The sequence below is a fragment of the Microbacterium sp. A93 genome (genome assembly GCF_051842835.1).
Map to the genome: position 1 here is coordinate 1 of NZ_JBPXMT010000001.1, position 26,422 is coordinate 26,422.

At 63.0% G+C, this 26,422-nt stretch carries 27 protein-coding genes and 2 tRNA genes; 22 read left to right on the forward strand and 7 right to left on the reverse strand.

The window, feature by feature from the left end; all coding sequences use genetic code 11:
* The first annotated feature begins 153 nt into the window (after positions 1 to 153).
* Entirely contained in the window at positions 154 to 2,226 is a 2,073-nt protein-coding gene (gene uvrB / locus ACSU1G_RS00005; protein ID WP_439277857.1) for an excinuclease ABC subunit UvrB, read from the forward strand.
* A gap of 17 nt (positions 2,227 to 2,243) precedes the next feature.
* Here the strand turns inward: uvrB and ACSU1G_RS00010 are convergent, their stop codons facing one another.
* Complete coding sequence (locus ACSU1G_RS00010; RefSeq protein ID WP_439277858.1) at positions 2,244 to 2,486, reverse strand: hypothetical protein; 243 nt, start codon at positions 2,484 to 2,486, stop codon at positions 2,244 to 2,246.
* Positions 2,487 to 2,531: 45 nt separating this feature from the next.
* Here ACSU1G_RS00010 and ACSU1G_RS00015 point away from each other — a divergent pair, with 45 nt between their 5' ends.
* The 16 genes from ACSU1G_RS00015 (at position 2,532) to ACSU1G_RS00090 (ending at position 18,399) form a co-directional block, all read left to right on the forward strand.
* Positions 2,532 to 2,969 (forward strand): MarR family winged helix-turn-helix transcriptional regulator, encoded by a 438-nt coding sequence (locus ACSU1G_RS00015; RefSeq protein WP_439277859.1) that lies wholly within the window; start codon positions 2,532 to 2,534, stop codon positions 2,967 to 2,969.
* Between the two features lie 65 nt (positions 2,970 to 3,034).
* Positions 3,035 to 3,724, forward strand: a complete 690-nt coding sequence (locus tag ACSU1G_RS00020) for a DUF4129 domain-containing protein (RefSeq protein ID WP_439277860.1) — start codon at positions 3,035 to 3,037, stop codon at positions 3,722 to 3,724.
* Positions 3,721 to 4,191: a hypothetical protein gene (locus tag ACSU1G_RS00025; protein WP_439277861.1), complete on the forward strand. Its 471-nt coding sequence runs from the start codon at positions 3,721 to 3,723 to the stop codon at positions 4,189 to 4,191. The genes ACSU1G_RS00020 and ACSU1G_RS00025 overlap by 4 nt, the downstream gene beginning before the upstream one ends.
* A 32-nt stretch (positions 4,192 to 4,223) precedes the next feature.
* Positions 4,224 to 5,207 (forward strand): AAA family ATPase, encoded by a 984-nt coding sequence (locus ACSU1G_RS00030; protein WP_439278653.1) that lies wholly within the window; start codon positions 4,224 to 4,226, stop codon positions 5,205 to 5,207.
* Positions 5,204 to 6,469, forward strand: a complete 1,266-nt coding sequence (locus ACSU1G_RS00035) for a DUF58 domain-containing protein (RefSeq protein WP_439277862.1) — start codon at positions 5,204 to 5,206, stop codon at positions 6,467 to 6,469. The genes ACSU1G_RS00030 and ACSU1G_RS00035 overlap by 4 nt, the downstream gene beginning before the upstream one ends.
* A complete protein-coding gene (locus ACSU1G_RS00040; protein ID WP_439277863.1) occupies positions 6,466 to 6,996 on the forward strand; it encodes a hypothetical protein in 531 nt (176 codons plus the stop codon). Before ACSU1G_RS00035 ends, ACSU1G_RS00040 begins: the two co-directional genes overlap by 4 nt.
* A 46-nt stretch (positions 6,997 to 7,042) precedes the next feature.
* Positions 7,043 to 9,931: an excinuclease ABC subunit UvrA gene (gene uvrA / locus ACSU1G_RS00045; protein WP_439277864.1), complete on the forward strand. Its 2,889-nt coding sequence runs from the start codon at positions 7,043 to 7,045 to the stop codon at positions 9,929 to 9,931.
* Complete coding sequence (gene uvrC, locus ACSU1G_RS00050) at positions 9,931 to 11,832, forward strand: excinuclease ABC subunit UvrC (RefSeq protein WP_439277865.1); 1,902 nt, start codon at positions 9,931 to 9,933, stop codon at positions 11,830 to 11,832. The genes uvrA and uvrC overlap by 1 nt, the downstream gene beginning before the upstream one ends.
* 28 nt (positions 11,833 to 11,860) lie before the next feature.
* On the forward strand, positions 11,861 to 12,733 hold the full coding sequence (rapZ, locus tag ACSU1G_RS00055; protein ID WP_439277866.1) for an RNase adapter RapZ: 873 nt from the start codon (positions 11,861 to 11,863) through the stop codon (positions 12,731 to 12,733).
* 70 nt (positions 12,734 to 12,803) lie between these two features.
* Positions 12,804 to 13,781, forward strand: coding sequence for a DNA-binding protein WhiA (gene whiA / locus ACSU1G_RS00060; RefSeq protein WP_439277867.1), 978 nt, complete (start codon positions 12,804 to 12,806; stop codon positions 13,779 to 13,781).
* A 156-nt stretch (positions 13,782 to 13,937) separates the two neighbouring features.
* Positions 13,938 to 14,564 carry a superoxide dismutase gene (locus tag ACSU1G_RS00065; RefSeq protein ID WP_439277868.1) on the forward strand — a complete coding sequence of 209 codons (627 nt, stop codon included), beginning with the start codon at positions 13,938 to 13,940 and terminating at the stop codon, positions 14,562 to 14,564.
* Positions 14,565 to 14,669: 105 nt separating this feature from the next.
* On the forward strand, positions 14,670 to 15,680 hold the full coding sequence (gene gap / locus ACSU1G_RS00070; protein ID WP_439277869.1) for a type I glyceraldehyde-3-phosphate dehydrogenase: 1,011 nt from the start codon (positions 14,670 to 14,672) through the stop codon (positions 15,678 to 15,680).
* A gap of 7 nt (positions 15,681 to 15,687) precedes the next feature.
* Positions 15,688 to 16,902 (forward strand): phosphoglycerate kinase, encoded by a 1,215-nt coding sequence (locus tag ACSU1G_RS00075; RefSeq protein ID WP_439277870.1) that lies wholly within the window; start codon positions 15,688 to 15,690, stop codon positions 16,900 to 16,902.
* Complete coding sequence (gene tpiA / locus ACSU1G_RS00080) at positions 16,893 to 17,711, forward strand: triose-phosphate isomerase (RefSeq protein WP_439277871.1); 819 nt, start codon at positions 16,893 to 16,895, stop codon at positions 17,709 to 17,711. The genes ACSU1G_RS00075 and tpiA overlap by 10 nt, the downstream gene beginning before the upstream one ends.
* 80 nt (positions 17,712 to 17,791) lie before the next feature.
* The gene (secG, locus tag ACSU1G_RS00085) at positions 17,792 to 18,040 is read left to right on the forward strand and encodes a preprotein translocase subunit SecG (protein WP_439277872.1); all 249 of its coding nucleotides are present in this window, start codon (positions 17,792 to 17,794) and stop codon (positions 18,038 to 18,040) included.
* 2 nt (positions 18,041 to 18,042) lie between these two features.
* Positions 18,043 to 18,399, forward strand: coding sequence for an RNA polymerase-binding protein RbpA (locus ACSU1G_RS00090; RefSeq protein WP_439277873.1), 357 nt, complete (start codon positions 18,043 to 18,045; stop codon positions 18,397 to 18,399).
* Positions 18,400 to 18,469: 70 nt separating this feature from the next.
* Here ACSU1G_RS00090 and ACSU1G_RS00095 read toward each other — a convergent pair whose 3' ends face one another.
* The 6 genes from ACSU1G_RS00095 to ACSU1G_RS00120 all read right to left on the reverse strand — a co-directional run bounded on the left by ACSU1G_RS00095 (position 18,470) and on the right by ACSU1G_RS00120 (position 22,704).
* Positions 18,470 to 18,958, reverse strand: a complete 489-nt coding sequence (locus ACSU1G_RS00095; protein ID WP_439277874.1) for a hypothetical protein — start codon at positions 18,956 to 18,958, stop codon at positions 18,470 to 18,472.
* Positions 18,955 to 20,160 (reverse strand): hypothetical protein, encoded by a 1,206-nt coding sequence (locus ACSU1G_RS00100; RefSeq protein WP_439277875.1) that lies wholly within the window; start codon positions 20,158 to 20,160, stop codon positions 18,955 to 18,957. Before ACSU1G_RS00100 ends, ACSU1G_RS00095 begins: the two co-directional genes overlap by 4 nt.
* A 7-nt stretch (positions 20,161 to 20,167) precedes the next feature.
* Positions 20,168 to 20,737, reverse strand: coding sequence for a SipW-dependent-type signal peptide-containing protein (locus ACSU1G_RS00105; RefSeq protein ID WP_439277876.1), 570 nt, complete (start codon positions 20,735 to 20,737; stop codon positions 20,168 to 20,170).
* 74 nt (positions 20,738 to 20,811) lie between these two features.
* Positions 20,812 to 21,342 (reverse strand): SipW-dependent-type signal peptide-containing protein, encoded by a 531-nt coding sequence (locus ACSU1G_RS00110; protein ID WP_439277877.1) that lies wholly within the window; start codon positions 21,340 to 21,342, stop codon positions 20,812 to 20,814.
* Between the two features lie 125 nt (positions 21,343 to 21,467).
* The gene (locus tag ACSU1G_RS00115; RefSeq protein WP_439277878.1) at positions 21,468 to 22,607 is read right to left on the reverse strand and encodes a hypothetical protein; all 1,140 of its coding nucleotides are present in this window, start codon (positions 22,605 to 22,607) and stop codon (positions 21,468 to 21,470) included.
* 23 nt (positions 22,608 to 22,630) lie between these two features.
* A tRNA-Gly gene (locus ACSU1G_RS00120) sits at positions 22,631 to 22,704 on the reverse strand.
* Between the two features lie 105 nt (positions 22,705 to 22,809).
* Here ACSU1G_RS00120 and ACSU1G_RS00125 point away from each other — a divergent pair.
* From ACSU1G_RS00125 to ACSU1G_RS00145, 5 genes are all read left to right on the forward strand, one after another.
* Positions 22,810 to 22,883, forward strand: a tRNA-Pro gene (locus ACSU1G_RS00125).
* Positions 22,884 to 22,946: 63 nt separating this feature from the next.
* Entirely contained in the window at positions 22,947 to 24,449 is a 1,503-nt protein-coding gene (gene tig, locus ACSU1G_RS00130) for a trigger factor (RefSeq protein ID WP_439277879.1), read from the forward strand.
* Between the two features lie 66 nt (positions 24,450 to 24,515).
* Positions 24,516 to 24,995 carry a tetratricopeptide repeat protein gene (locus ACSU1G_RS00135; protein WP_439277880.1) on the forward strand — a complete coding sequence of 160 codons (480 nt, stop codon included), beginning with the start codon at positions 24,516 to 24,518 and terminating at the stop codon, positions 24,993 to 24,995.
* Between the two features lie 80 nt (positions 24,996 to 25,075).
* On the forward strand, positions 25,076 to 25,672 hold the full coding sequence (locus ACSU1G_RS00140; RefSeq protein WP_439277881.1) for an ATP-dependent Clp protease proteolytic subunit: 597 nt from the start codon (positions 25,076 to 25,078) through the stop codon (positions 25,670 to 25,672).
* Positions 25,673 to 25,691: 19 nt separating this feature from the next.
* Positions 25,692 to 26,333, forward strand: coding sequence for an ATP-dependent Clp protease proteolytic subunit (locus tag ACSU1G_RS00145; RefSeq protein WP_439277882.1), 642 nt, complete (start codon positions 25,692 to 25,694; stop codon positions 26,331 to 26,333).
* The last annotated feature ends 89 nt before the right edge of the window (positions 26,334 to 26,422 follow it).

A 26,422-nucleotide genomic window follows, 5' to 3' on the forward strand; every position in this document is an offset into this window, starting at 1 on the left:
TTGGCATCCTCGACGGCTGCCTCCGACACCACACCCCATACGACGAGGAACTTGCCTGGGCGCACCAACACGCCCTCGCGGCTTGACAACTTGCACCCCTGGGATATCTAGATGCGCGACCCCGATGTCTGAGGCTCCGCTTACGCTGGAAGGATGCAACCTACGCGCAGTGTCCGTCCGTTCGAGGTGATCAGCGATTACACGCCAGCCGGTGACCAGCCGCAGGCGATCGCTGAACTCACGGCGCGTATCAACGCCGGTGAGACTGATGTCGTGTTGCTCGGCGCAACAGGAACTGGCAAGTCGGCGACGACGGCCTGGCTGATCGAACAGGTTCAGCGGCCCACCCTGGTGCTCGCACACAACAAGACGCTCGCGGCGCAGCTGGCGAATGAGTTCCGTGAGCTCATGCCGAACAACGCGGTGGAGTACTTCGTCTCGTACTACGACTATTACCAGCCCGAGGCATACGTTCCACAGACGGATACCTTCATTGAGAAAGACTCCTCCATCAACGCGGAGGTCGAGAGACTACGTCACTCCACGACGAATTCGCTGCTCAGCCGCCGCGATGTCATCGTCGTCTCCACGGTGTCGTGCATCTACGGACTCGGTGCCCCGGAAGAGTACCTGCGGGCGATGGTTGCTCTTCAGATGGGGGAGCGTTACGACCGCGACGCCCTTATCCGTCAATTCATCGCGATGCAGTACAACCGCAACGATGTCGATTTCTCGCGCGGCAACTTCCGCGTACGCGGCGACACGATCGAGATCATCCCGGTCTATGAAGAGACAGCGATCCGCATCGAGCTGTTCGGCGACGAGATCGAAGCCCTGTATTCACTGCATCCGCTCACCGGCGAGATCATCGCGAAACTTGATGCGGTGCCGATCTTCCCCGCTTCGCACTACGTTGCCGGAACCGATGTGATCCATCGCTCGATCCGAACGATCGAAGCTGAACTTGAAGAGCGCCTGGCCGAGTTCGAACGTCAGGGAAAGCTGCTCGAAGCGCAACGTCTGCGCATGCGCACGACGTTCGACCTCGAGATGTTGCAGCAGCTCGGCTTCTGCTCCGGGATCGAGAACTACTCGCGCCATATGGACGGCAGAGAACCGGGGGAGCCGCCGCACACACTGCTCGACTTCTTCCCCGACGACTTCCTGATGGTGATCGACGAGTCTCACGTGGCGGTGCCGCAGATCGGCGCGATGTACGAAGGTGATGCCTCGCGCAAGCGCACACTCGTGGATCACGGTTTCCGTTTGCCGAGTGCGATGGACAACCGACCCCTGCGGTGGGACGAGTTCAAGAACCGTATCGGCCAGACGGTGTACCTCTCGGCGACCCCCGGCAAATACGAAATGGGCATCGCCGACGGCATCGTTGAGCAGATCATCCGACCCACGGGGCTGATCGATCCCGAGATCATCGTGAAGCCGTCCAAGGGCCAGATCGACGATCTGCTGGAAGAAATTCGGCTGCGAGCCGAGCGCAATGAGCGTGTGCTCGTGACGACGCTGACGAAGAAGATGTCTGAAGAGCTCACCGACTTCCTCAGCGAACATGGTGTCCGAGTGCGCTACCTGCACTCCGATGTCGACACCCTTCGCCGCGTCGAACTGCTCAGCGAACTGCGCGCTGGCGTCTACGACGTATTGGTCGGAATCAACCTGCTGCGCGAGGGCCTCGACCTTCCTGAGGTGTCTCTGGTGGCGATCCTGGATGCCGACAAGGAGGGGTTCCTCCGCTCCGGTACGTCTTTGATTCAGACGATCGGCCGTGCCGCTCGAAACGTCTCCGGCCAGGTGCACATGTACGCCGACAGGATCACCGATTCGATGGCGAAGGCCATTGAGGAGACCGATCGTCGTCGTGAGAAGCAAGTCGCGTACAACCTGGAGCACGGGATCGACCCGCAGCCGCTGCGCAAGCGGATCGCAGACATCACGGACGTGCTGAACCGCGAAGCATCCGACACTCAGGAGCTGCTGCGCGGCAAAGGTATGAAGTCTGGCAAGGGCAAGAGCCCGACACCGCAGTTGCGGCGAGTGGGCATAGCGGCCGAGGGTGCTGAGCAACTGGAAGCGATGATCCAGGATCTCTCCGACCAGATGCTTGCGGCGGCCGGCGAGTTGAAGTTCGAACTCGCCGGACGATTGCGAGACGAAGTGCAAGACCTGAAGAAAGAGCTGCGCGCGATGGAGCGCGCCGGCCACGCCTAGCGCGCGGAAGGCTCCTCTCAGGGGCAGTGCATCAACGGCTTCGATCCGGAGCGGTCGATGTCATGCTCAGTCATCGGGCGGCCGCACAGCGGGCAGGCGCGTTCGGCGCGCTCCGCAGCACTGGGCGGTGGCGTCGACTCATACGGACCGACGGCGGCCGGGCCTGCGAGGCGGATCAGGTGCGAGTTAAACCACCTGTACAGCCCGCCCGCTTCGCGGATGCGTGTGCGAAGCGGCACATGTTCTGAACTGTTCTCCATGACGCTTAGTGTACTAACTGTTAGTGCAATAGGTATAATCGGGCTGTGACGAATTCCGATGAGCTACTCAAGCTGGAAAATCAGCTCTGCTTTGCGCTCGTGACCGCGGCCCGCAATGTCGTGTCGATTTATCGGCCGATCCTCGAGCCGCTGGGGCTCACTCATCCGCAGTATCTGGTGATGCTGGCGCTATGGGAGCGATCGCCTCGCGCACTGAACGATCTCGCTGCCGACCTCGCCCTCGACTCTGCGACGGCATCTCCGCTGGTCAAGCGGCTGGAGAAAGAAGGCCTCATTGCGCGCGAACGCAGCAGCGAAGATGAGCGTCGCCTCGACATCACACTCACTGAGGCTGGCAGAGAACTTCGCGCCCGCGCCGTGGATGTGCCGCACCTTGTCATGGCCGCAGTGCACATGAACGTCGAAGAGATCGCGACCCTCCGTGATGGGTTATCCCCATTTACCGGCCGTATGGGGAAGTGACTCGTACCCACCCCATAGGGTGAAGACATGCGCGGCAACACCTCGATCCAAGGTCAGTGCGTGGCGTGAAGCGGCTCGCGATGTTCGGCGCTGTTGTCGGCCTGTTTCTGATCGTCATGATCGCGGCATCTGTGCAGGGGATTCCCGACATCAACCCACCGGTGCTTGAGCCGCGCGAGATTCCGCCTGTCGAAGCGAGCACCGAGCCGATGCCGACCGGCATCCCTACTCCGCTTCCGGAGTCGAACTCAGACGTTATCGGCGCGATCATCGGGGTCATCTTCTTCGTGCTCGCGAGCGCAGCGGCACTCGCCATCATCGTGCTGGTGGTGCGTGCACTGATGCGCGCGTGGCGCGATCGTCCGATGCGCATCCGTGACGGCAGCGATGTCGGGATCGACCTCCAGGAGCAGGCCCTGCCCGACGAACCAGACGTTGCGGCCCCTGTGATCCGTCGCGGAATCCAGGGTGCACTGCGGCTCATCGACGAACGTGCTGTTCCGACGGACGCCATCATCGCCGCGTGGGTGGGCCTCGAAGAGAGCGCAGCAGATGCCGGCACGGCACGCGGTATGAGCGAAACGCCATCAGAATTCGCATTGCGCATCATCACCCGCCGTGAGGGCATCTCGGATGCTGCGCGAGAGCTGCTGCGACTGTACGAGAACGTGCGCTTCGGAGATCTCGCAGCCGACGAGGGTGACCGGGACAGAGCGCGCGCGGCGCTTCGGATCATTGAGGAGGGGTGGCGATGACGCGTCCTCGAATTATTGCTGCGCTCGCGGTCACCGTCGGCGTGGCACTCATTCTGTTCCTCGGCGTGGGCGTGGAACTTGCGTTCGCGATCGCCTGGGCCGTGCTCGCCGGGATTCTGACGCTGCTGTCACAGCTTGTGCTTCCCGACGATCCCAGAGCCGATGCGCCTGAGATCCCCGCCGGGCCGGAACGCCGCGGCACCGCGATTGCACAGATGGCGTGGTCGCTGAATCCGAGCAGTGGCGCAGCCGGTGAGCTCATCACGCGCCGGGTGCGGCACACTCTCAGGCGCCGTTTGCTGCGCCACGGGCTCGACACGGAGAATCCCGAGCACCGCGATCAGATCGACGCGCTGGTGGGGATCACCGTCTGGGATCGGCTCGTCGCCCCTGGCACGAAGCGCCAGGATCTCGAACGTGCACTGGACAGCATCGACAGGCTTTCACCGACCAAGGAGAAGAAATGACCCAGGACAGCTCGATGACCCAGACCAGCTCGATGACCCAGAGCCTTTCGATCGCCCAGAGCCTTTCGATCGCAGAGACCGGTGCTCAGATCCTCGCGGCCGTCCGCACTGTCGTGGTCGGCATGGACAACCCTGTCGAGATTGCACTGGCGACGATTCTCGCCGGCGGCCACGTGTTGTTTGAAGATGTGCCCGGGCTCGGTAAGACGCTCGCAGCGAGAACTCTGGCATCCGCTCTCGGTCTCGACTTCCGCCGTCTGCAGTGCACGCCGGACATGCTCCCTGGAGATGTGACCGGATCGTACGTCTATGCGCCGGATACCGGGGAATTCGTATTTCGCCCTGGGCCGATCTTCACCGGTCTACTGCTCGCCGACGAGATCAACCGCACCACACCGAAGACACAGTCGGCCATGTTGGAGGCGATGGCGGAGCGCCAGGTGACCGTTGAAGGCAACAGCTTTCCGCTCGCGGCGCCCTTCCACGTGATCGCGACGTCGAACCCGATCGAGTACGAGGGCACGTATGCCCTGCCGGAGGCACAGCTTGATCGCTTCATGGTGCGACTGGCTGTGGGGTACCCAGACGTAACAGGCGAGGCTCAGATTCTGATGAACCGCATCGCTCGACAGCAAGAAGCAACCAGCGTGGCGCCGGTGATCGATGCGGCCAGACTCGTCGAAGTGCAGCAGGCCGTCGAAGCAATCCATGTGCACCCGGATATCGCGCGGTATTGCGTGGACATCGCCCGTGCCACCCGTCACGCGCAGAACGTCGCAGTGGGAGCGTCGCCACGCGGTTCGCTGGGTCTCCTCCTTCTCGGGCGCGCTCTCGCTGCGCTGGACGGCCGCGAGTTTGTGCGTCCCGATGACATCAAGCGCATCGCTGTGCCGGTGCTCGCGCATCGCCTGACGTTGACCCCGCAGGCATGGGCGCAGGGCGTCAGCGCGGAGCAGGTGATCCAGGGCATCGTGAGTCAAGTGCCAGTGCCGCCGACAGTCGGCGCGCCGGCGTGAGTGTCGATTCTGTGCGGAGCCGCTGGGGTCCGGGCCTGGTGATCGGGTTCGCCGGCGCTGCTGCAATCGCGGCCCTGGGGCTGATCTTCTCGCGGCCCGACGTCGTCGCGATGGGCTTGCCGTTGGCATTATTGAGCGGAGCCGCGCTGGCCCGCCGCAGCGGCGCAGAATCGACCGCGGTCGTGCTTCGCGCGCTGCCCGGCGCGAACGATGACGGCACTCTTAGTACCGAGATCACGGTCACCGGTGATGCGGAGCTCGCCGAACTCGTTGTGGTGCAATCGGAGCGGCGTCGACGCCATCTGCTTGTTCCCGTCGGCGGAGCCTCAGTATTCTCGCTCAGCAAGTCTCTGCATTCGGGGCCGGTCACAGCCGTGAAGGCATCCGCTCGAGGATTCTCCGTGGACGGGGCTGTGCTCGGTGTTGCAACGCCGGTCACACAGCTTGTGCGCAACGTCGCTCCCGCCGAGACGTTACTGCCGTTGCTGCCGCTCTCGCCCCGCCTGACGGGCATGCATGGTAGCCATGAAGGGCGTCGGCAGGGGCAGGGAGGCGACTTCCGCGATATCCATCAGTTCGTCCCCGGCGACGAACTGCGCCGGGTGGACTGGCGAGCTACCGCTCGTATGTCGCGCCGGCCGGGGGACATGATGGTGCGGCGCACGAACACTCTGAGCGATGCGACTGTCGTCATCGCGATGGACACGGCCGACGATCTGGGCACTGCGGTCGCGACGTGGGGGAGCGGCGACCTGGAACGCAGCGGGGTGACATCGCTGGATCTTTCGCGGCAGGCGGCGCGGTCAATTGCCGCTGCGGCGATCGCTGCGGGCGACAGGGTGACGCTGCATGTGCTCATGCATGGTGGGCGCTCGGTGCGCAGCGGGGCTGGCGCGCGGCATCTCGCCCGCGTCGAAGCTGCGATTTCTGCGACAGGGCAGGCAGGCGAAGACACCCGATTTCGCCGTACGCCACCCGTGCCACACGGCTCGGTGATCTTCGTGCTGTCGACGTTCTTCGACGGTGCGGCATCCGATATCGCGCTGATGTGGCGGGCGGCCGGTCATCGCGTGGTCGCGGTCGACGTCTTGCCGGTGCTTGATCGCACCAGGCTGAGCAGAGAACAGCACTTGGCCTTGCGCACTGTTCTGACCGAGCGTGAAGAAGTGCTGCATGACCTGGGTAATGCCGGTGTCGACATGGCGGCGTGGGGCGACGACGTCCCAGCGACATTACGCGCGATGGCGAGGACCAGACGATGATTGACCTCCGTCGTCGGAATGACCGGCTTCGCACTGCTGCCTCGATGCCTGCCATCGTGTTACGCGTTGCCTTCATCGTGTTCGTCGCCGTCGTGGCACTCCTGCTGGTGCCGATCACTGGTTGGCAGGTTGTCGTCGTGGCGGCAGCAGTGCTGGGTGTGATCGTGCCGCAGAGCTTCGGCGGATGGATCTCGATCGCAGGCGTCGTCGTGGGGATGCTGATGAACGATCCCAGCATGTGGCGGGCAATGGTCGCTGTGCTGGCTGTGCACGTCATCCATGTCGTGGCGTCGCTGTTGTTAGTGATCCCTTGGCGTTCCCGCGTGGTGCTTGCCGCCCTGTGGCCGAGCCTGCGCCGTCTGCTGCTCATACAACTCATCGCTCAACCGCTGACGCTCCTGGTGATGCTCGCCTTCTTCTCCGAGACAGTGACAGTTGCGAGCGCGGCGATCATCGGGGCCGGAGCGTTGGCAACATTTGTGATCCTGTTCCTGCTGAGGACGAAACGCGCTGAGAAGCGTTCCTGAGCGCGCTCACGGAGCCAATGTCTGTGGCCCCTCGTAGACTTGTGCGGTGCCTATTGTCCCTGTAGTCAGCGCCGGAAAACTTAGTGTTCGCGGTGCACGCGTCCACAACCTCAAGAACGTCGACATCGACATCCCACGCGACTCTCTCGTCGTGTTCACCGGCCTGTCCGGATCTGGGAAGTCCAGCCTCGCGTTCGACACGATCTTTGCTGAAGGTCAGCGACGCTACGTCGAATCGCTGAGCGCCTATGCTCGGCAGTTCCTTGGTCAGGTTGATCGCCCCGATGTCGACTTCATCGAGGGACTCAGCCCTGCGGTCTCGATCGATCAGAAGTCGACGAACCGTAACCCGCGCTCGACGGTCGGCACGATCACCGAGATCTATGACTACATGCGTCTGCTCTGGGCGCGCATCGGTATCCCACACTGCCCGGAGTGCGGGGAGAAGATTCAGCGCCAGACGGTGCAGCAGATCGCCGATCAGCTCATGGAGCTGCCGGAGCGCACTCGCTACCAGATCGTGGCACCGATCGTCTCGCAGAAGAAGGGCGAGTTCGTTGACCTGTTCCGCGAGCTCGGCGCGAAGGGATACTCGCGTGCCATCGTCGACGGCGATCTCATCCAGCTGGCTGAGCCGCCGACGCTGAAGAAGAGCTACAAGCACGACATCGCCGTGGTCGTTGACCGGCTTGTCGCATCCGATGACATTCTGAGTCGCGTCACCGACTCCGTTGAGACCGCGCTGCGACTCGCCGACGGTGTCGTGCAGGTCAACTTCGTCGAGGCGGAGGGCGATGACGCTTGGCAGTCGTATTCCGAGAATCTGGCCTGCCCCAACGGGCATGCGATCACGCTGACCGAGATCGAGCCGCGCACCTTCTCATTCAACGCTCCGTTCGGTGCCTGCCCCACTTGCTCCGGTCTGGGCACGCGCATGTCCGTCGACGTCGACCTGATGCTGGGCGATGAAGAGCTCTCCATCCGCGAGGGCGCCATCATCCCGTGGACGACGCAGGGCAAGGGGCTGTTCCAGTACTACGAGCGACTCCTCGATGGTCTTGCTCGTGACCTGAACTTCGATCTCGACACGCCGTGGAAAGACCTGCGTGTCGACGTGCAGGATGCCATTCTCCGTGGCGAGAACTACAAGGTCACGGTCAAATGGAAGAACCGCTACGGCCGTGAGATGCGTTACGCCTCCGGCTTCGAGGGCGTCGTGCCCTACATCGAGCGTCAGTATGCGCAGGCCGAGAGCGACAATCAGCGCGCGCGCTGGGGCGAGTACCTCCGCGAGGTGCCGTGCCCCGCATGTGATGGCAATCGCCTCCGGCCCGAGGTGCTTGCGGTCAAGGTGCACGGGCACTCGATCGCCGAGGTCTCGCACCTGAGCCTGGCCAACGCGCACGATTTCATGGCGACGCTGACTCTTACCGATCGTGAGGCGAAGATCGCGGCTCAGGTGCTGCGTGAGATCCGTGTCCGTCTCGACTTCCTGTTGCAAGTGGGCCTCGCGTACCTGAATCTCAGTCGCGCGGCCGGCTCGCTCTCCGGCGGTGAAGCGCAGCGCATCCGTCTGGCCACCCAGATCGGTTCTGGGCTCACTGGTGTGCTCTACGTTCTCGACGAGCCATCGATCGGTCTGCACCAGCGCGACAACCGGCGTCTGATCGACACCCTGCAGAAGCTGCGCGACCTGGGAAATACGCTGATCGTCGTCGAACACGATGAAGAGACGATCGAGGCCGCGGATTGGGTCGTCGATATCGGACCTGGTGCCGGGGTCAACGGCGGCTCCGTCGTGCACTCCGGGCCGTACTCGGCGCTGCTCGGTGAAACAGAATCGATGACCGCCGACTATCTGGCCGGACGGCGCGAGATTCCGATGCCCAAGAAACGCCGCAAGATCGATAAGAAGCGGCTACTGAGCGTCGTCGGCGCTCGCGCGAACAATTTGCAGAACGTCACTGCTGACTTCCCGCTCGGCGTACTCACCGCCGTCACCGGTGTGAGCGGCTCAGGTAAGTCCTCGCTGGTCAACGACATCCTCTATCGGGTGCTCGCCTCCAAGCTCAACGGCGCACGCACGCTCGCAGGTAAGCACACTCGCGTGACCGGGCTCGACAACCTCGACAAGGTGGTGCACGTCGATCAGGCGCCCATCGGTCGCACTCCGCGCTCGAACCCGGCGACCTACACCGGTGTCTTCGACCGCATCCGCACACTGTTCAGCGAGACGCCAGAGGCAAAGGTGCGTGGCTACCTGCCTGGCCGGTTCAGCTTCAACGTCAAGGGCGGCCGATGCGATGCGTGCTCCGGCGACGGCACGATCAAGATCGAGATGAACTTCCTGCCCGACGTGTACGTTGACTGCGAGGTCTGCCACGGCAAGCGGTACAACCGTGACACGCTCACTGTGCATTACAAGGGCAAGAACATCGCCGAGGTTCTGGAGATGCCGATCGCAGAGGCAGCCGAGTTCTTCGAGCCCATCCAGGCGATCCATCGCTTCATGAAGACGCTGGTGGATGTGGGGCTCGGGTATGTGCGCCTCGGTCAGTCCGCGACGACTCTGTCGGGCGGTGAAGCGCAGCGCGTCAAGCTCGCCACAGAGCTTCAGCGCCGCAGCAACGGCCGCAGCATCTACGTTCTCGACGAGCCGACCACCGGCCTGCACTTCGAAGACGTTCGCAAGCTCCTTGAGGTGCTGAACTCTCTCGTCGACAAGGGCAACACCGTGATCGTCATCGAGCACAACCTCGACGTGATCAAATCCGCGGACTGGGTGATCGATCTCGGACCTGAAGGTGGTTCCGGCGGCGGCCAGATTCTCGCCACCGGCACCCCAGAGCAGATCGCGCGCGTCGAGGAGAGCCACACCGGCATGTTCCTCGGTGAGATCCTCAACGCGGGACGCGGGGCGCGGAAGGCCAGCTGATGGCCGACGTGCTGCCGTACAAGCCCGCACAGGGCGAGATCCCGACAGACCCGGGTGTGTATCGATTCCGGGATGCTGAGGGGCGCGTGCTCTACGTCGGCAAGGCGAAGAACTTGCGGCAGCGGCTCTCGAACTACTTCGCGCCCCTGCGCACCCTGCATGAGCGCACCAGACGGATGGTCACGACCGCGACCTCTGTGGAGTGGACAGTCGTCCCAACCGACGTGGATTCGCTGCAGCTCGAGTACATGTGGATCAAAGAGTTTGATCCGCCGTTCAACGTGCGCTACAAGGACGACAAGTCTTATCCGTTCATGGCGGTGACCCTCGGTGACGAAGCACCGCGCGTGCTGGTCACCCGTAACCGGAAGATCCCTCGAGCGCGGTACTTCGGTCCGTACCCGAAAGTGTGGGCGGTGCACGAGACGATTGACCTGATGGTCAAGGCGTTTCCGATTCGCACCTGTAGCGATTCGAGTTACAAGCGCGCCATGGCGACAGGCCGCCCGTGCTTTCCCGGGCAGATCGGCAAGTGCGGTGGCCCCTGCTCGATGAAGGTGTCGATCGAGGAACACCGGGCGATGGTCGACGATTTCGTCGCGTTCATGGCCGGTGGAGACGAGCGCTTCGCCAAGGACCTCACCAAGCGGATGCTGGCAGCCTCCGCAGCCATGGACTATGAGGCGGCCGCGAAGTATCGCGACCAGCTGTCCTCGATCGAAGCGGTGCTCGGTAAGAGCTCGCTGGTGCTGCCCGCGGACGAAGATGCCGACCTGTTCGGCATCGCAGAGGACGAACTCGCCGCCACCGTGCAGCACTTCGTGATCCGTGGCGGGCGCGTGCGAGGCGTGCGCGCAACGACCATCGAGAAGGAGATCGACATCTCCGGCTCCGAGCTCGTCGACCAGGTGCTGCAGCGCGCCTACGGCGAGGGTGTTGACGTGCCGCGGCGTGTCCTCGTTCCTTCCCTTCCAGACGACGCGCCCGAGCTGGAGATCTGGCTGCGCGAGCGCCGTGGCCGCAAGGTCGAGGTCGCCGTGGCGCAGCGCGGGCAGCGCGCCGAGCTGATGCGCACCGCGACGCTGAACGCGCAGCAGGCACTCATCCGTCACAAGACGCGTCGCACCACCGATTACGTGGCACGCACCCAAGCGCTCACCGACCTGCAGGAAGCGCTCGGCCTTGGCACCGCACCATTGCGGATCGAGTGCTACGACATCTCGCATCTCGGCGGCACGAATGTCGTTGCATCCATGGTCGTGTTCGAAGACGGGCTGTCGCGCAAAGATCAGTACCGGTCGTTCAACATTGCGGAGACCACAGACGACACCGACTCGATGTATCAGGTACTCATGCGGCGCCTGGCATATCTGGACCGGCCGGAGGACGCCGAGGTGCTCCCGGTGGATATTGACCCGCTCGCCGAAGGCGATGACGTCGTCACTACGCGCAAGAAGCCACGCTTCTCGTATCCTCCGCAGCTGCTGCTCGTCGATGGCGGAAAGCCGCAGGTCGAGGCAGCGGCCCGGGCATTGCGCGACTCCGGGCATACGGAGATCGGGTTGTGCGGCATCGCGAAACGACTGGAGGAAGTATGGCTGCCGGGGGAGGACTTCCCCGTGATCTTGCCCCGCACCAGCGAAGCGCTTTACCTGCTGCAGCGGCTGCGCGATGAGGCGCACCGGTTCGCCATCATCCATCAGCGCAAGCGCCGCAAACGTGACATTTCCACGGTGCTCGAGGAGGTGCCTGGCCTGGGCGCATCACGCATCAAGGTGCTGCTGAAACACTTCGGATCGGTCACTGCGCTGCGCGCCGCGACCTCGCCCGAGATCCAGGAAGTTCCGGGGATTGGCCCGGCCCTTGCGCAGAGCATCCACACTCACCTCGCGACTCGATAGGCTGGCCTTCACAGGAGAAGGAGAACCGATGGTCGACGAGGAGAAGAACGAGTTCCTCATCGTCACCGGCATGTCCGGTGCAGGACGTTCAACGGTGGCAAATGCGCTGGAGGATCTCGACTGGTACGTCGTCGACAACCTCCCGCCGCAGATGCTGCGCCCGCTACTCGATCTCACCGACATCGGTGGGGGAGCACTTCCCAAGGTTGCCGCGGTCGTCGATGTGCGTGGACGCAATCTATTCAACGACTTCCCCGAGGTTGCGCGTGCTCTTCGCTCGCGTGGCAGCGTCAAGGTGGTCTTCCTCGATGCCTCTGATGATGTGCTCGTTCGCCGGTTCGAATCGGTGCGCAGGCCGCATCCGCTGCAAGAAGACGGCACGCTGCTCGACGGCATCCGTCTGGAGCGTTCTCGACTGACGCTGGTTCGCGAAGCTGCCGACATCGTCATCGACACCTCTTCGTTGAACATTCACCAACTCGCGACGCAGGTCTCCGAGACTTTCTCCGAGGAGGGTGCCGCGCGGCACCGACTGACGATTCTGAGTTTCGGATTCAAATATGGGCTACCGACCGACGTCGATCTGGTCGCCGATATGCGATTCCTGCCGAATCCTTACTGGCAAGAGGAGATGCGTGGACTGACCGGTCAGGACGAGTCGGTGCGGGACTACGTGCTTTCCCGCGAGGGAGCCGCTGAATTCCTCGAGGCCTACGCCAAGGCACTTGAGCCGGTACTTGCGGGTTATCAACGCGAGAACAAGGGTCATTCAACGGTCGCGATCGGATGCACTGGTGGCAAGCACCGCTCGGTCGCGATGTCGGAAGCGCTTGCCAAACGGCTCTCCTCGATTCCAGGGATTGCAATCAACGTGCGTCATCGCGACCTCGGCCGAGAATAGAACGGCGCCGCGCCGGGTAAACTAGTTCTTTGCGTCGCGATCCGACGCATCAAGTTTTACAAGGAGTCCCGTGGCACTAACCACCGACGTCAAGGCTGAACTCGTCAGCATCCGCAATGCACCCCCGACGGTGCGAGTCGCGGAAGTCACCGCAATCCTCCGGTTCGCCGGTGGACTCCACTCGATCGCCGGTCGGGTCGCTGTTGAGGCGGAGGTTGATGCCGATCTGCTGGCACGCCGCGTCGCTCGCGATCTTGCCGAGATTTATGGAGTGCGCCCCGAAATCGCACAGGTGCAATCCTCCAGCTCACACGATGGCCCGCGGTACGCCGTCCGTGTCATCGCCGCAGGGGAGACCCTCGCTCGTCAGACCGGTCTGCTCGATCAGCGCCGACGCCCGGTGCGGGGGCTGCCTAACCGGCTGACCACTGGGTCTCGCGAAGAGATCGCCGGTCTCTGGCGCGGTGCGTTCCTCGCTGCGGGATCCCTCTCCGAGCCTGGTCGCTCGGCGATGTTGGAAGTCACGTGCCCGACGTCTGAAGCGGCCATGGCGCTCGTCGGCGCCGCTCACCGACTCGGTGTGGCCGCGAAGGCTCGCGAGGTGCGTGGTACGCCGCGTGTGGTCGTGCGCGAGGGCGAGGCGATTCGTTCGATTCTGAGCCAGATGGGCGCACAGAAGACTGCGGCCGCCTGGGAAGAAATGCGTCAGCGTCGCGAGGTGCGCGCCGGTGTCAACAGGCTCGTGAACTTCGACGATGCGAATCTGCGACGCTCGGCGCAGGCGGCTGTGGCCGCGTGCGCTCGCGTCGAGCGTGCGCTGGAGATTCTCGCTGAGGATATTCCCGACCATTTGCGCCTCGCTGGTGAACTGCGCCTCGCACATCGGGATGCCAGCCTCGATGAGCTCGGTCATCACGCCGAGCCGCCGCTGACGAAGGACGCCGTCGCAGGACGCATCCGTCGCCTCTTGGCAATGGCAGACAAGCGTGCGCAACAGGAAGGCATCTCGGGAACCGAAGCGGCGGTTCCGGCCGGCCTCGACGTCTGATCCCCACGCTCGCTGACATTTCTTGTCATCGACGGAAGGATCCCCACCGTGGGGGCGTTGTCGTCAGTAGGATGAAAAAGTCTGCTCCTCGCCGCATTTGGGTGGCGCGGAGGACCGACAAGTGCCGCGGCGCGGCGCGGATTGGATGAAAGCGACATGGCGATCTACACGCTCCCTGACCTCCCCTACGACTTCGCGGCACTGGAACCGCACATCAGCGGCAAGATCATGGAATTGCACCATGGCAAGCATCACGCGGCATACGTCGGCGGTGCGAACGCTGCGCTCGACGGCCTCGCAGAGGCTCGCGACAGCGGCAACCTGGCGAACGTGAACAAGCTCGAGAAGGACCTTGCGTTCAACCTCGGCGGTCACGTCAACCACTCGATCTTCTGGACCAACCTCTCCCCGAACGGTGGCGGTCAGCCTGAGGGCGAGTTGAAGGCTGCCATCGACGAGTACTTCGGCTCCTTCGAGAAGTTCCAGGCGCACTTCACCGCCACGGCCATGGGAATCCAGGGCTCCGGTTGGTCGGTGCTCAGCTGGGACTCGATTGGCCAGCGGTTGATCATCCAGCAGCTGTTTGACCAGCAGTCCAACGCGGCGCAGGGCACGATTCCGTTGTTCCAGCTCGACATGTGGGAGCACGCCTTCTACCTCGACTACCTCAACGTGAAGGCCGACTATGTCAAGGCCGCGTGGAACATCGCCAACTGGGAAAACGTCGCAAAGCGTTTTGACGTCGCCCGTAAGCAGACGAACGGCCTGCTGGTACTGTCGTAACAAAGACGGGCGTCCTGATGGGCAGCTAGCCCGTCAGGACGCCGTTGTCCACGAATTCTCTATTGAAAATGCGCGAGAGCGCTCAAGAAACAGGGAGAGACATTAGTGTCTGTCAAGATCGGCATCAACGGCTTCGGTCGTATCGGACGTAACTTCTTCCGCGCAGCACTTGCGCAGGGAGCAGACCTCGAAATCGTCGCGGTGAATGACCTCACCGACAACAAGACCCTTGCGCACCTGCTCAAGTACGACTCTGTCAGCGGTGTTCTGGATGCCGAGGTCAGCTACGACGACGACAGCATCACTGTCAACGGCAAGAAGATCAAGGCGTTCGCAGAGCGCGACCCCGCAAGCCTCCCCTGGGGCGAGCTGGGTGTCGACATCGTCATCGAGTCGACCGGCTTCTTCACCAAGGGTGCGCTCGCACAGAAGCACATCGATGCAGGTGCCAAGAAGGTTCTGATCTCCGCTCCCGGCACCGACGTCGACGCCACGTTCGTCATGGGCGTGAACGAGGACACCTACGACGCGGCCGCGCACAACATCATCTCCAACGCGTCCTGCACCACCAACTGCTTGGCTCCGCTTGCCCAGGTCTTCAATGATGAGTTCGGCATCGTCCGCGGCTTCATGATGACTGCGCACGCCTACACGGCTGACCAGAACCTGCAGGACGGCCCGCACAGTGACCTGCGCCGCGCACGTGGTGCTGCGATCAACATCACCCCGGCATCCACCGGCGCCGCAAAGGCGATCGGCGTTGTGCTCCCCGAGCTCAACGGCAAGCTCAGCGGTTCCTCGTACCGTGTGCCGGTTCCCACCGGCTCGATCGTCGACCTGACGATCATCACCGAGCGTGAGGACCTCACGGTTGACGAGGTCAACGCGGCCTACAAGAAGGCAGCTGCTGACGGTCGCCTGGTGGGCTACCTGCAGTACAACGAGGACGAGATCGTCTCGAGCGACATCGTGCACAACGCACACTCGTCGGTCTTCGACTCGACGCTGACCAACGTCAGTGGCAACCTCGTGAAGGTCTCCAGCTGGTACGACAACGAGTGGGGCTACTCCAACCGTCTCGTCGACCTGACCGAGTACGTCGCAGAGCGTCTCTAAAAAGATCATGACCCTGCGCACCCTGGATTCACTGGGTTCGCTCGAGGGCAAGCGCGTCATCGTCCGTTGTGACCTCAACGTTCCTCTGCGGGACGGCGTCATAACGGACGATGGCCGTGTTCGTGCCTCGTTGCCGACCTTGAATGCCCTCATCAATGCGGGCGCACGCGTGATCGTGTGCTCGCACCTGGGACGCCCCGACGGCGCTCCAGACCCGCAGTACAGCCTTGAGCCTGTTGCTCAGCGCCTGGCCGAACTGCTCGGTACGCCGGTCGCGTTCGCGCGCGACACGGTGGGCGAGTCAGCTCGTGAGGCCGTGGCATCCGTTGAGAATGGCGGCGTCGTCGTCATCGAGAACCTGCGTTTCAACGCAGGGGAGACCTCGAAGGACGACGCGACCCGCAAGGCCTTCGCTGCAGAGCTTGCTGAGCTCGGCGACGCGCTCGTCTCGGATGGATTCGGTGTTGTGCACCGTAAGCAGGCGAGCGTTTACGAGCTTGCGGAGCTGCTGCCCTCGTCGGCAGGTTTCCTGATCGCGACCGAGCTCGACGTGCTCGACCGTCTGACGGAGAACCCGGAGCGTCCCTACACGGTCGTTCTCGGTGGTTCGAAGGTCAGCGACAAGCTCGGTGTGATCTCCCACCTGCTTCCGCGCGTCGACCGTATTCTCGTCGGCGGCGGCATGCTGTTCACCTTCTTGAAGGCGCAGGGGCACGCCGTCGGCGCGAGCCTCCTCGAGGAAGATCAGCTCGACACCGTTCGTGGCTACATTGCTGAGGCCGCTGAGCGCGGCGTCGAGATCGTGGTGCCGACGGATGTTGTTGTGGCGGCGTCGTTCGCGGCGGATGCTGCGCACGAGACCGTTGCGGCGGATGCCATCGAGCAGACGTCGTTCGGTGCCTCCGGCATCGGACTCGACATCGGGCCGGTAACGGCAGCGGCGTTCGCTGAGGCGATCCGCGGCTCGAAGACGGTGTTCTGGAACGGCCCGATGGGCGTGTTCGAGTTCCCGGCCTTCGCTGCCGGAACCAAGGCCGTCGCTCAGGCGCTCACCGAGGTCGATGGCCTCGGAGTCGTCGGCGGCGGTGACTCCGCAGCAGCTGTGCGTCAGCTCGGCTTCTCGGATGACCAGTTCGGTCACATCTCGACGGGCGGAGGCGCAAGCCTCGAGTTCCTCGAGGGCAAGAAACTACCCGGCCTGGAGGTGCTCGGATGGGCGTAAATACGGCAGATTCGTCTGCTCCGCAGAACAGGCGTACCCCGCTGATTGCGGGCAACTGGAAGATGAACCTTGACCACCTGCAGGCGGTTGCGTTCGTGCAGAAGTTGCACTGGGCGCTCAAGGACGCGAAGCACGAAGATGGCTCGGTCGAGGTTGCGGTCTTCCCGCCCTTCACCGACATTCGCAGCGTGCAGACGTTGATCGATGCGGACAAGATCCCGTTCGCACTCGGTGCGCAGGATGTCTCGGCCCACGACTCCGGCGCGTACACCGGCGAGGTCTCCGGTGCGTTCCTGGCGAAGATGGATGCCAAGTACGTCATCATCGGTCACTCAGAGCGTCGTGAATACCACGCCGAGGGTGACGATGTCGTGGCTGCCAAGGTGCAGGCCGCGCTGAAGCACGGGCTCGTTCCCGTGATCTGTGTCGGCGAGACCGCAGAAGACCTGGAGAAGTTCGGCGCGAGCGCCGTTCCCGCCGGTCAGCTGGCGGCAGCGCTGAAGGATGTTCCGGCATCCGCTGACATCGTCGTCGCCTACGAGCCGGTCTGGGCGATCGGCTCTGGACAGGCAGCTACTCCTCAGCAGGCACAGGATGTCTGTGCGGCGCTGCGCGGTGTGCTGGCGAAGACTCTGGATGACGATGCCGCAGCACGCACCCGCATCCTCTACGGTGGATCGGTGAAGGCGGCGAACATCGCCAGCTTCATGCGTGAGCCTGATGTGGATGGCGCGTTGGTCGGTGGCGCGAGCCTCGTCGTTAACGACTTCGCCGCGATCATCCGGTTCGAAAAGCACGTCGGCGTATGAGTGGTGGCGGGGTTGCGACCCCGCCACCGTCGTATACTTGACGTTTACGGGCAATCTGCCCAATCGAAAGGCTCTCCCTCGTGGCAATTCTTGAGTTCGTCCTGCAGGTCGTGCTGGGCATCACCAGCATTCTGCTGACTCTCCTCATCCTTCTCCACAAGGGCCGCGGCGGCGGTCTTTCCGACATGTTCGGGGGAGGCATGACTACTTCGGCCGGTTCATCCGGTCTCGCGGAGCGAAACCTCAACCGTTTCACCATCGTCCTGGCGCTCGTATGGTTCATCTCCATCGTTGCGCTGGGGCTCATCACGAAACTTGAGGTGATCTGACCATGGCTTCTGGAGGCAGCGCCATTCGCGGAACCCGTGTTGGTTCCGGTCCGATGGGCGAGCAGGACCACGGCTACCACGCCGACCGCATCGCGGTTTCCTACTGGGATGGACTCGGCAACGAGACGGTTCGCTATTTCGCCGCCGGCCTTCCCGAAGAGGAGATCCCGGAGACGATCGATCACCCGCAGTCGGGACTCCCGGCCGGTCGGGACAAGGCGAACCCGCCGGCGCTCTCGAAGAACGAGCCGTACAAGACGCACCTCGCATATGTGAAGGAACGTCGTACGGACGGCGAAGCTGTTCAGCTTCTTGAGGATGCTCTCACTCAGGTTCGCGAGCGTCGCGGACAGGCCTGAATCACGCTTTCTGAATTCTGACGAAACCGTCGCGACCTACTGGTCGTGGCGGTTTCGTCGTTTGGCCGGGCTAGGAAGAGACGCATTCCGTGCCCAGAAGAATCTTGCGGGCAACCCAGTTCGTCCGTGAGGATGACCAGTTCGTGCCGGCTACTGTCGCGACGCTGATCCGGACTTGTGAAGCCAGCAGCGACAGCACGGTTTCCAGAAGCGCCTGCGAGTATGTGACCGAATACGTATAAACACCGTTCACAGGACCGGACACGGTCGGCGTCAAAGTTCCGGGAATATCGTTGAGAAAGTGCCGTTGCGCTGCGAGCGGTTCGGTTGATGTCCAGCGAAACGAGATGCTTGTAATTAGAAGGCCGAGCACACTTCCTGCTTGGCAAAAAGTGATGTTCGGTGCGGGCAACGTCGCGGCGGTTATGGAGTTGTTCTTCGCGTACTCCGGCTCGGTCCACGCCGCTTCCGTCGGCGCGGAGCGTACGGAACCGACGGTGATCAGCGCCAGCACGCCGATTGCTGCGACGCCCATGCGCACGCTGCGCCGTTGCCTCATGACTTCTTCCTTCCCGCGCGCACCATCAGGGCGATGCCCAGGCCAACGACGATCGCAGCAGGAGCGGCGAAGATCGCCCAGGAGGTTCCGCCGGTCGGCGGCAGGTCAGGTTCACCGTTGAGGTCTTCTTCCGCCGTTTCGCCCGCTGCGTTGGCGCGGACCGTGAGCGAAGCGGAGTCCTGCGCAGCTCCCATCGTCGGCGAGGTCAGCGCTACACGGAGGTGAGCGATCGCAGGGGTGGCGGATTCCAGCAATTGTTCCCACGATCGGTTCAGATCGACCTGTGCGGTCTCGCGCAGCAGCGTCTCACCGCTGGAGCAATCGTTCGCGACCCACGGCACGGCACACGACCTGACCTCAGCGACGATTTCCACGTCCGGTGCCGTGCTCGTGCCGGAAAGCGCGATCATGAGTGTGCCGTTTTCCGGCGCCGCACCCGCGTCGACGTCAATATGCCAATACAGGGGATCCGCCGGGCTGAGGTATTGCGTGCCGGAGAGGTCCGAACTCATCGACAGTACGTCTACGGCATGCGCTGGGGGAGCGTCAAGCGTGCCATAGCCCACGCCGGACGCCAACAAAATCACGGCACTGAGAACACGCGCACCGCGCAGTTCTCTGCGTGTCCTGGGGCGGTCGAGCGGTTCATCCTGCGGCTGGTCGTCGTCTTCGACGTCGTCTGGCTCGACACGGCGCTTCGAATCCTTCGGCCAGAACGCCCAGGTGACCAGCACAGCGGCGCCGATAGTCAACGACCCGAGTACGATCGGGTTCCCGAACCAGACGATCACGTGGGCAAGATGTGGGACAGATCCGCGCACCATGCGGACATCCTTGACGATGTACGGCGCGGGATCCTCGGCATCATTGGCATCGCCACGCATCGTGATGATGCGCGCATCGGGCGTGCTGCCGGCTTTGACGGAGGTGACCCGGTGGGTCACGGGCAAGGCTGCTGGTCGGTCGACGGTGACGATGTCGTCCACTGCGATGTCGGATGCCGGAACCTTCTGAACCAGCGCAACGGAACCCGCCGGGATCGTCGGCGACATGGAACCAGTTTTGAACATGATCAACGAGAAGCCACCAGTGAACGCGAGGACTGTCAGCAGGATGCAGATCACACCCCCGACGGCGGCGAGGGTGAGAAGAACCTCGCGGAGGATCTTCCCCACTCTCGCCGCTGTTGATGTCGCATTCATCGTTGCATCACCCGGTCGTCCCGGTGAACGTCCATGTCGGTGTCACGACTCCGCCCTGTGCTCCGGTAGCGGCTGCCGTTGGCAATGTGACGATCACGCAATAATTCACGAAGTTGGTCCCATTGGGCAGGAGCGCTTGCGCGGTCAAAGCCGGCACATTGCTGATGCCTGTGTAGACGACACCACCCGTCGTTCCGGTCGTGCACACCGGAACTGCGCCGCTCGTCGTGGTCGTCGCAACGATGCGCACGCTCAGTGCATTGCTGAGCGCCGTCCCGCGCGAATCATTCACCGGCGCACTCACGCCGGTCAACTGCACGGTGCCGGGAACGGTCCCTACAGTCGTGATCTGAATCCAAGCCGCCCGAGTTTGCCCCGGGTACAGGTTCGTCGCGTTGAGCGGCAGTGTCACCGCGCTCGCGGCGGTGTCATGGGGCGCGAACGTCGTCGCATCCGCCGTTCGCGACACGATGGAGAATGTGCCGGCGGTGATCTGTGTCGACGCATACTCCTGATCGGTCCACGCGGCCAGCGTCGCTGAGCCGCCGACGCCGAGCACGAGCGCGCCGGCCAGCACCGCGCGCACTCGAAGAGAGCGCACACGGTGGTGTCGGACGCGCCGTGCGGTGCGTCTGCTCACAGCCATCGGAACTACTCGGAGACGGCGTCCCACTGCCAGAGGGCAGTGCCCGTTTCGCCCTGTCCGATTGTGTCGGCGGCGGTGACCTGGAGACAGAGGTAGATGACGTCGGTCTCAGCGATGGTCGTCGGCACGGCGGTTCCGCCGGCGAATGCCGCTTCATCGCATCCGAAGGCGGTGGTCGAAACCGAAGCGAACGTCAAGTCTCCGTCGAGCGTACCGGTCACGACGGGCGCCACCTCGGTTAAGGTTGCAGAGGTTGAGGCGACGAGGCTCAAAGCATACGGCGTGTAGACGACGTCATTCGGACTCAGGTTGGTGAAGTCGGCTGAGAACGTCAGATCTGCCGCCCCTGCTTCGGACGCATGATCGGTGAAGGTCGTACCGTCTGTCGATCCCTGGAACACGAAGGAGCCGGCCGCGAAGTCGACGGTCGCGAATTCCGAATCGTTCCAAGCAGCAAGCGTCACAGCTGCGCCGACTCCGAGAACGAGGCCACCTGCGAGAACCGCGTAAATCTTGTTTCTGCGTGAACTTTCCATAGTCGAATCCCCCTCCGTTGCGGACGTGTGGGTCATACGCCCTTTGCAGACACGCTCGCGGTAAGCTGCGGCCCCTTTGATCAGGATAGCTTAAGAGGTACTATATCTATTCATGTGCATAAATCTCAACGACAACCCGCCGCTGCATCAATGAGCTCCTGCGGGGGAGCGCCGTAGGTGGATGTCCCGTTGGAAGCGCTGAGATAACCCATGCTGATCGCCCAGGCGGTTGCCCAGTCCTCGATGTTGTCCTGGGATGAGTCGTCGTGCATGCCGTCGCACCTCACGCTGATCGCGTGACCCACTTCGTGCGCGACAAGGGCCTCGCTGCGATCGCTCGGCCAGTACTCGGCCACGGAGTTCGACAGTTCGATGTTCGCGTAGCCGGGGCCGTCGAACCACCAGGTCGCATAGCCGCCCATGCTGTCGCCATAGCCGAAGTCATTCACCAGCGGTGACCAATCGAAATCGAGAAGTAGGCCAGGGGCGAGGCTGCGGGCAAACGCCTCGACTTCGATGCGCGAGTCGTTGAGCGGTCCTGCCTTCTCGAAGAGTTCCGCATGCTCTGATGCCAGCATCTGGACGGCGGCGTTCTCCAGATCGGAGTACGCCGCGGATGCGGTGCTGTCCAGCGTGTCTGCGGCATCCAGGACCTGCTGCGCCGCGACTCGAAGCGCAACGATGTCAGGATTCCGGGCGGAGACGTGCTCAGACTCGAACGCTTCTGCCGCCGTGGCCGCCGACGTCAGTGCAGCGGATCCTGCATCTTCCAGTGCGCTCACGGCGCTGGCGGCATCGTTGCTTGCCGAATCGAAACTCGCGATGAGTCGGGTGGCTGTCTCGCGATCGGCGTTGAGCTGCGCCGTGGCGTCGAACAATTCCCATGCCCACTCTTGTTTGGCTACAGCCTGGGGAATTTGCTGCTCTGTGACCGCGGTGAGCTGCGCCGTGGTCGACTCCGCGTCACGGAGTACCACGACGAGTTCCTCTTTCAGCGAGGCATCCATCAGATGTGTGCTGGCGCTCACTGTGATGCTGTCAGCGGAATCGATGGCGGCATCAAAAGTGCTGATCTCGTTCACCAGTGCTGAGTGGCTGTGTTCGGCATCCTCTGTGAGAGATTCGAAATTGAGGAGCGCGTCGTCGTAGCTGAGATTCGCTGTCAGCTGAATGGCGGTGCATGCGATGCCGAGCGCAACGATGCCAATGGCCGCGTAAAACACGCGACGGCGGGTGGAACTCGGGATTGCTGGTGACTGTGTCACGGCGCATCCTCCCGAAGAAGAGGTGGAGGGGCTGACGAGAATCGAACTCGCATCATCTGTTTGGAAGACAGAGGCTTTACCACTAAGCTACAGCCCCGAAACGAAACCAAAGGTTCGATAACGGACTTCACAAGCATAGCGGACGTTGAGGCGGCTCCCGTCCGTTAGACTCGTCGAGGCCGTTCCCGTACGCGGGACCGACCGGGGCGTAGCTCAGCTTGGTAGAGCGCCCGCTTTGGGAGCGGGAAGTCGCAGGTTCAAATCCTGTCGCCCCGACAACGGCCCCCTAAAACCTCACGGCCGCGCCGTCGCGCGGAAATCCAAAGGAGAACACCAAGCATGGCGAATAGCACCGTCGAGAAGTTGACCCCGACCCGGGTCAAGCTCAGCATCACGGTCACCCCGGACGACCTCAAGCCCAGCATTGCTCACGCGTATGAGCACATTGCACAGGACGTCCAGATCCCCGGCTTCCGTAAGGGCAAGGTTCCTGCTCCGATCATCGATCAGCGCATCGGTCGCGGCGCCGTCATCGAGCACGCCGTCAACGAGGGCCTCGACACTTTCTTCCGCGAGGCAGCTCGTGAGAACAACCTGCGTATCGTCGGTCGTCCCTCGGCTGACATCAAGGTGTGGCCCAACGAGAAGGACTTCTCCGGCGACCTGGTCGTCGAGGTCGAGGTTGACGTTCGTCCCGAGATCGAGATTCCCTCGTTCGACGAGGTCACGCTGACAGTTGACGCAGTCGAAGCCGATGAGGCAGCACTTGACGCTGAGCTGGACAAGCTGCGCGCTCGTTTCGGCACGCTGATCCTGGTTGACCGTCCGGCAGCCAAGGGCGACTTCGTTGAACTCGACCTGGTTGCCACGATCGATGGCGCCGAGATCGACCGCGCCGATGGCGTCTCCTACGAGGTCGGCTCCGGCGAGCTGCTCGAGGGCATCGATGACGCTATTGAGTCACTCACCGCCGGTGAAGACACCACTTTCCGCTCGAAGCTGGTCGGCGGCGACAACGCCGGTTCCGAGGCTGAAGTTGCGGTCACCGTCAAGGCAGTCAAGGAGCGCGAGCTTCCCGAGGCCGATGATGACTTCGCTCAGGTCGCCAGCGAGTTCGACACGATCGCAGAGCTGCGCGACAGCCTCGCCGAGAGCGTGAACGAGCAGGCCGTCTTCTCGCAGGGCTCTGCGGCTCGCGACAAGCTCATCGAGGCGCTGCTCGAGATGATCGACATTCCCGTCCCGCCGCAGCTCATCGAAGACGAGGTGCACACCCACCTCGAAGGCGAGAACCGCCTGGAGGACGACGAGCACCGCGCCGAGGTCACCACTGCCAGCGAGAAGCAGTTCCGCACGCAGGTGCTGCTTGACACGATCGCCGAGCAGGCCAACGTGCAGGTCTCGCAGGAAGAGCTCAGCCAGTACCTGATCCAGTCTGCTGCGCAGTACGGCATGGCACCGCAGGAGTTCGTCGAGGCTCTGCAGTCGTCGAACCAGCTCCCGGCACTCGCCGGCGAGGTTGCCCGCAACAAGGCACTCGCGATCACCCTTGGCAAGGTCAAGGTTGTCGACACCAACGGCAAGCCCGTTGACCTGTCGAGCCTGGTCTCTGTCGATGACGAGGATGAGGCAGCCGAGGCCGCCGTTGAGGAGAAGCCTGCGAAGAAGGCTCCCGCGAAGAAGGCTCCGGCCAAGAAGCCCGCCGCCAAGAAGGCTGACGACGCTGAGAAGGCAGACGACGCTGAGGCTGCTGCTGAGGCACCTGCTGAGAAGAAGGCTCCCGCCAAGAAGCCGGCCGCTAAGAAGGCTCCGGCCAAGAAGGCTGCCGACAAGGCTGAGTGATCGCGACGCGATTCTGACGAAAAGGCGGATGCTTCGGCATCCGCCTTTTCGCGTATGAGGAGGAAAATGAGCGACTGGCAGGAACGAGTCGACGCCGTCTGGGCGGATGATGCGGTCGCCGATGATGCGCGGATCCGCCTCATCGACGAACTCGCTACTGAACGAGCTGTCGACGATCCAATAGCGCTGTTCGAGCGCGCGGGAGCGCGCGACTCGGCGGGGCTGGAGAACGCGGCGGTGTCCTACTACAGGCGCGCGTTGGCAGGCGGTCTCGACGAGTCTCGTCGCGCTCAGGCAACTATCCAGCTCGCCAGTACGCTGCGCAATCTCGGGCGTATCGAAGAGGGCCTGCAGATGCTGAAGGAGGAGCGCGAGCGCGGCGGTGAGCTCGCTGACGCGGCATCGGCGTTCTACGCGTTGGCACTCGTCTCTGCGGGCGATGCCGTGACCGCTGCGTCAGTCGCGCTGGAGACACTGGCACCGTTCCTCCCGCAGTACCGGAGTTCCGTGGCGGCGTACGCCCGTGAACTGCGCACGGCGCGCTGATATGCCGACGGCGAACACGGCCTGAGCGCCGCGTCTGCGCCGGTAGATTCGAATCACCGAACACGGAAACAGGAGCTGAAATGGCTGCAGAACCACTCGTCGCGACGAGCGTCTTCGACAGGTTGCTGAAGGACCGCATCATCTGGCTGGGATCAGAGGTGCGCGACGCAAACGCTAACGAGATCTGCGCGAAGATTCTTCTTCTCGCCGCAGAAGACTCGGAAAAGGACATCTTCCTCTACATCAACTCACCCGGTGGCTCGATCACCGCGGGTATGGCGATTTACGACACGATGCAGTTCGTGCCGAACGACATCGTCACCGTCGGCATCGGCATGGCAGCATCCATGGGCCAGCTTCTGCTGACCGCCGGCACCAAGGGCAAGCGCTACATCACACCGAACGCGCGCGTGCTGCTGCACCAGCCGCACGGTGGCTTCGGCGGAACGTCGAGCGACATCCAGACGCAGGCACAGCTCATCCTCTCGATGAAGAAGCGTCTTGCGGAGATCACGGCAGGCCAGACCGGCAAGTCGGTTGAGCAGATCAACGAGGATGGCGACCGCGACCGCTGGTTCACGGCTGACGAGGCGCTTGAGTACGGCTTTGTCGACCACATCCGCGAATCGGCTTCCGACGTCATTGGTGGCGGCGGAACCGATCAGGACAACAAGTAACGGATTCGAAAGGACTCATATGTACACGCCTACTTTCCAATCCGCAGGCAACCTGCCCTCCAGCCGGTACATTCTCCCGCAGTTCGAGGAGCGCACCGCATACGGTTTCAAGCGCCAGGACCCGTACAACAAGCTCTTCGAAGACCGCGTGATCTTCCTCGGCGTACAGGTTGACGACGCATCCGCCGACGACGTCATGGCCCAGCTCCTGGTTCTGGAGAGCCAGGACGCCGAGCGTGACATCACGATGTACATCAACTCGCCCGGTGGTTCATTCACCGCGATGACGGCGATCTACGACACGATGCAGTACGTCGCGCCGCAGATCCAGACCGTCGTGCTGGGACAGGCTGCATCCGCGGCCTCCGTGCTGCTCGCCGCCGGCGCTCCTGGCAAGCGTCTCGCACTGCCGAACGCCCGAGTCCTGATCCACCAGCCCGCAATGGGCGAGGCTGGCCAGGGGCAGGCGTCCGACATCGAGATCCAGGCTGCGGAGATCCTCCGTATGCGCACCTGGCTCGAAGAGACCATGGCCAAGCACACCGGTCAGCCCGTTGAGAAGGTCAACCGCGACATCGATCGCGACAACATCCTCTCTGCGGCCGAGGCTCTTGAGTACGGCATCGTCGACCAGGTGTTGACCTCGCGCAAGCGCGTCTAGCATCCACTCCTCGAGGGCGGCAGTCATCTGACTGCCGCCCTTCGTCGTTCCTAGTTGCGGTGTGTGCTTGGCTCGGAGAAGTGCGCTTG

Excerpts from the sequence above, each read along its gene's own strand:
- uvrB (WP_439277857.1), top strand. The coding sequence starts at position 154 with ATGCAACCTACGCGCAGTGTCCGTCCGTTCGAGGTGATCAGCGATTAC.
- ACSU1G_RS00010 (WP_439277858.1), bottom strand. The coding sequence starts at position 2,486 with ATGGAGAACAGTTCAGAACATGTGCCGCTTCGCACACGCATCCGCGAA.
- ACSU1G_RS00025 (WP_439277861.1), top strand. The coding sequence starts at position 3,721 with ATGACGCGTCCTCGAATTATTGCTGCGCTCGCGGTCACCGTCGGCGTG.
- ACSU1G_RS00030 (WP_439278653.1), top strand. The coding sequence starts at position 4,224 with ATGACCCAGAGCCTTTCGATCGCCCAGAGCCTTTCGATCGCAGAGACC.
- ACSU1G_RS00040 (WP_439277863.1), top strand. The coding sequence starts at position 6,466 with ATGATTGACCTCCGTCGTCGGAATGACCGGCTTCGCACTGCTGCCTCG.
- uvrC (WP_439277865.1), top strand. The coding sequence starts at position 9,931 with ATGGCCGACGTGCTGCCGTACAAGCCCGCACAGGGCGAGATCCCGACA.
- rapZ (WP_439277866.1), top strand. The coding sequence starts at position 11,861 with ATGGTCGACGAGGAGAAGAACGAGTTCCTCATCGTCACCGGCATGTCC.
- ACSU1G_RS00065 (WP_439277868.1), top strand. The coding sequence starts at position 13,938 with ATGGCGATCTACACGCTCCCTGACCTCCCCTACGACTTCGCGGCACTG.
- ACSU1G_RS00075 (WP_439277870.1), top strand. The coding sequence starts at position 15,688 with ATGACCCTGCGCACCCTGGATTCACTGGGTTCGCTCGAGGGCAAGCGC.
- tpiA (WP_439277871.1), top strand. The coding sequence starts at position 16,893 with ATGGGCGTAAATACGGCAGATTCGTCTGCTCCGCAGAACAGGCGTACC.
- ACSU1G_RS00090 (WP_439277873.1), top strand. The coding sequence starts at position 18,043 with ATGGCTTCTGGAGGCAGCGCCATTCGCGGAACCCGTGTTGGTTCCGGT.
- ACSU1G_RS00095 (WP_439277874.1), bottom strand. The coding sequence starts at position 18,958 with ATGAGGCAACGGCGCAGCGTGCGCATGGGCGTCGCAGCAATCGGCGTG.
- ACSU1G_RS00100 (WP_439277875.1), bottom strand. The coding sequence starts at position 20,160 with ATGAATGCGACATCAACAGCGGCGAGAGTGGGGAAGATCCTCCGCGAG.
- ACSU1G_RS00110 (WP_439277877.1), bottom strand. The coding sequence starts at position 21,342 with ATGGAAAGTTCACGCAGAAACAAGATTTACGCGGTTCTCGCAGGTGGC.
- tig (WP_439277879.1), top strand. The coding sequence starts at position 22,947 with ATGGCGAATAGCACCGTCGAGAAGTTGACCCCGACCCGGGTCAAGCTC.
- ACSU1G_RS00135 (WP_439277880.1), top strand. The coding sequence starts at position 24,516 with ATGAGCGACTGGCAGGAACGAGTCGACGCCGTCTGGGCGGATGATGCG.
- ACSU1G_RS00140 (WP_439277881.1), top strand. The coding sequence starts at position 25,076 with ATGGCTGCAGAACCACTCGTCGCGACGAGCGTCTTCGACAGGTTGCTG.
- ACSU1G_RS00145 (WP_439277882.1), top strand. The coding sequence starts at position 25,692 with ATGTACACGCCTACTTTCCAATCCGCAGGCAACCTGCCCTCCAGCCGG.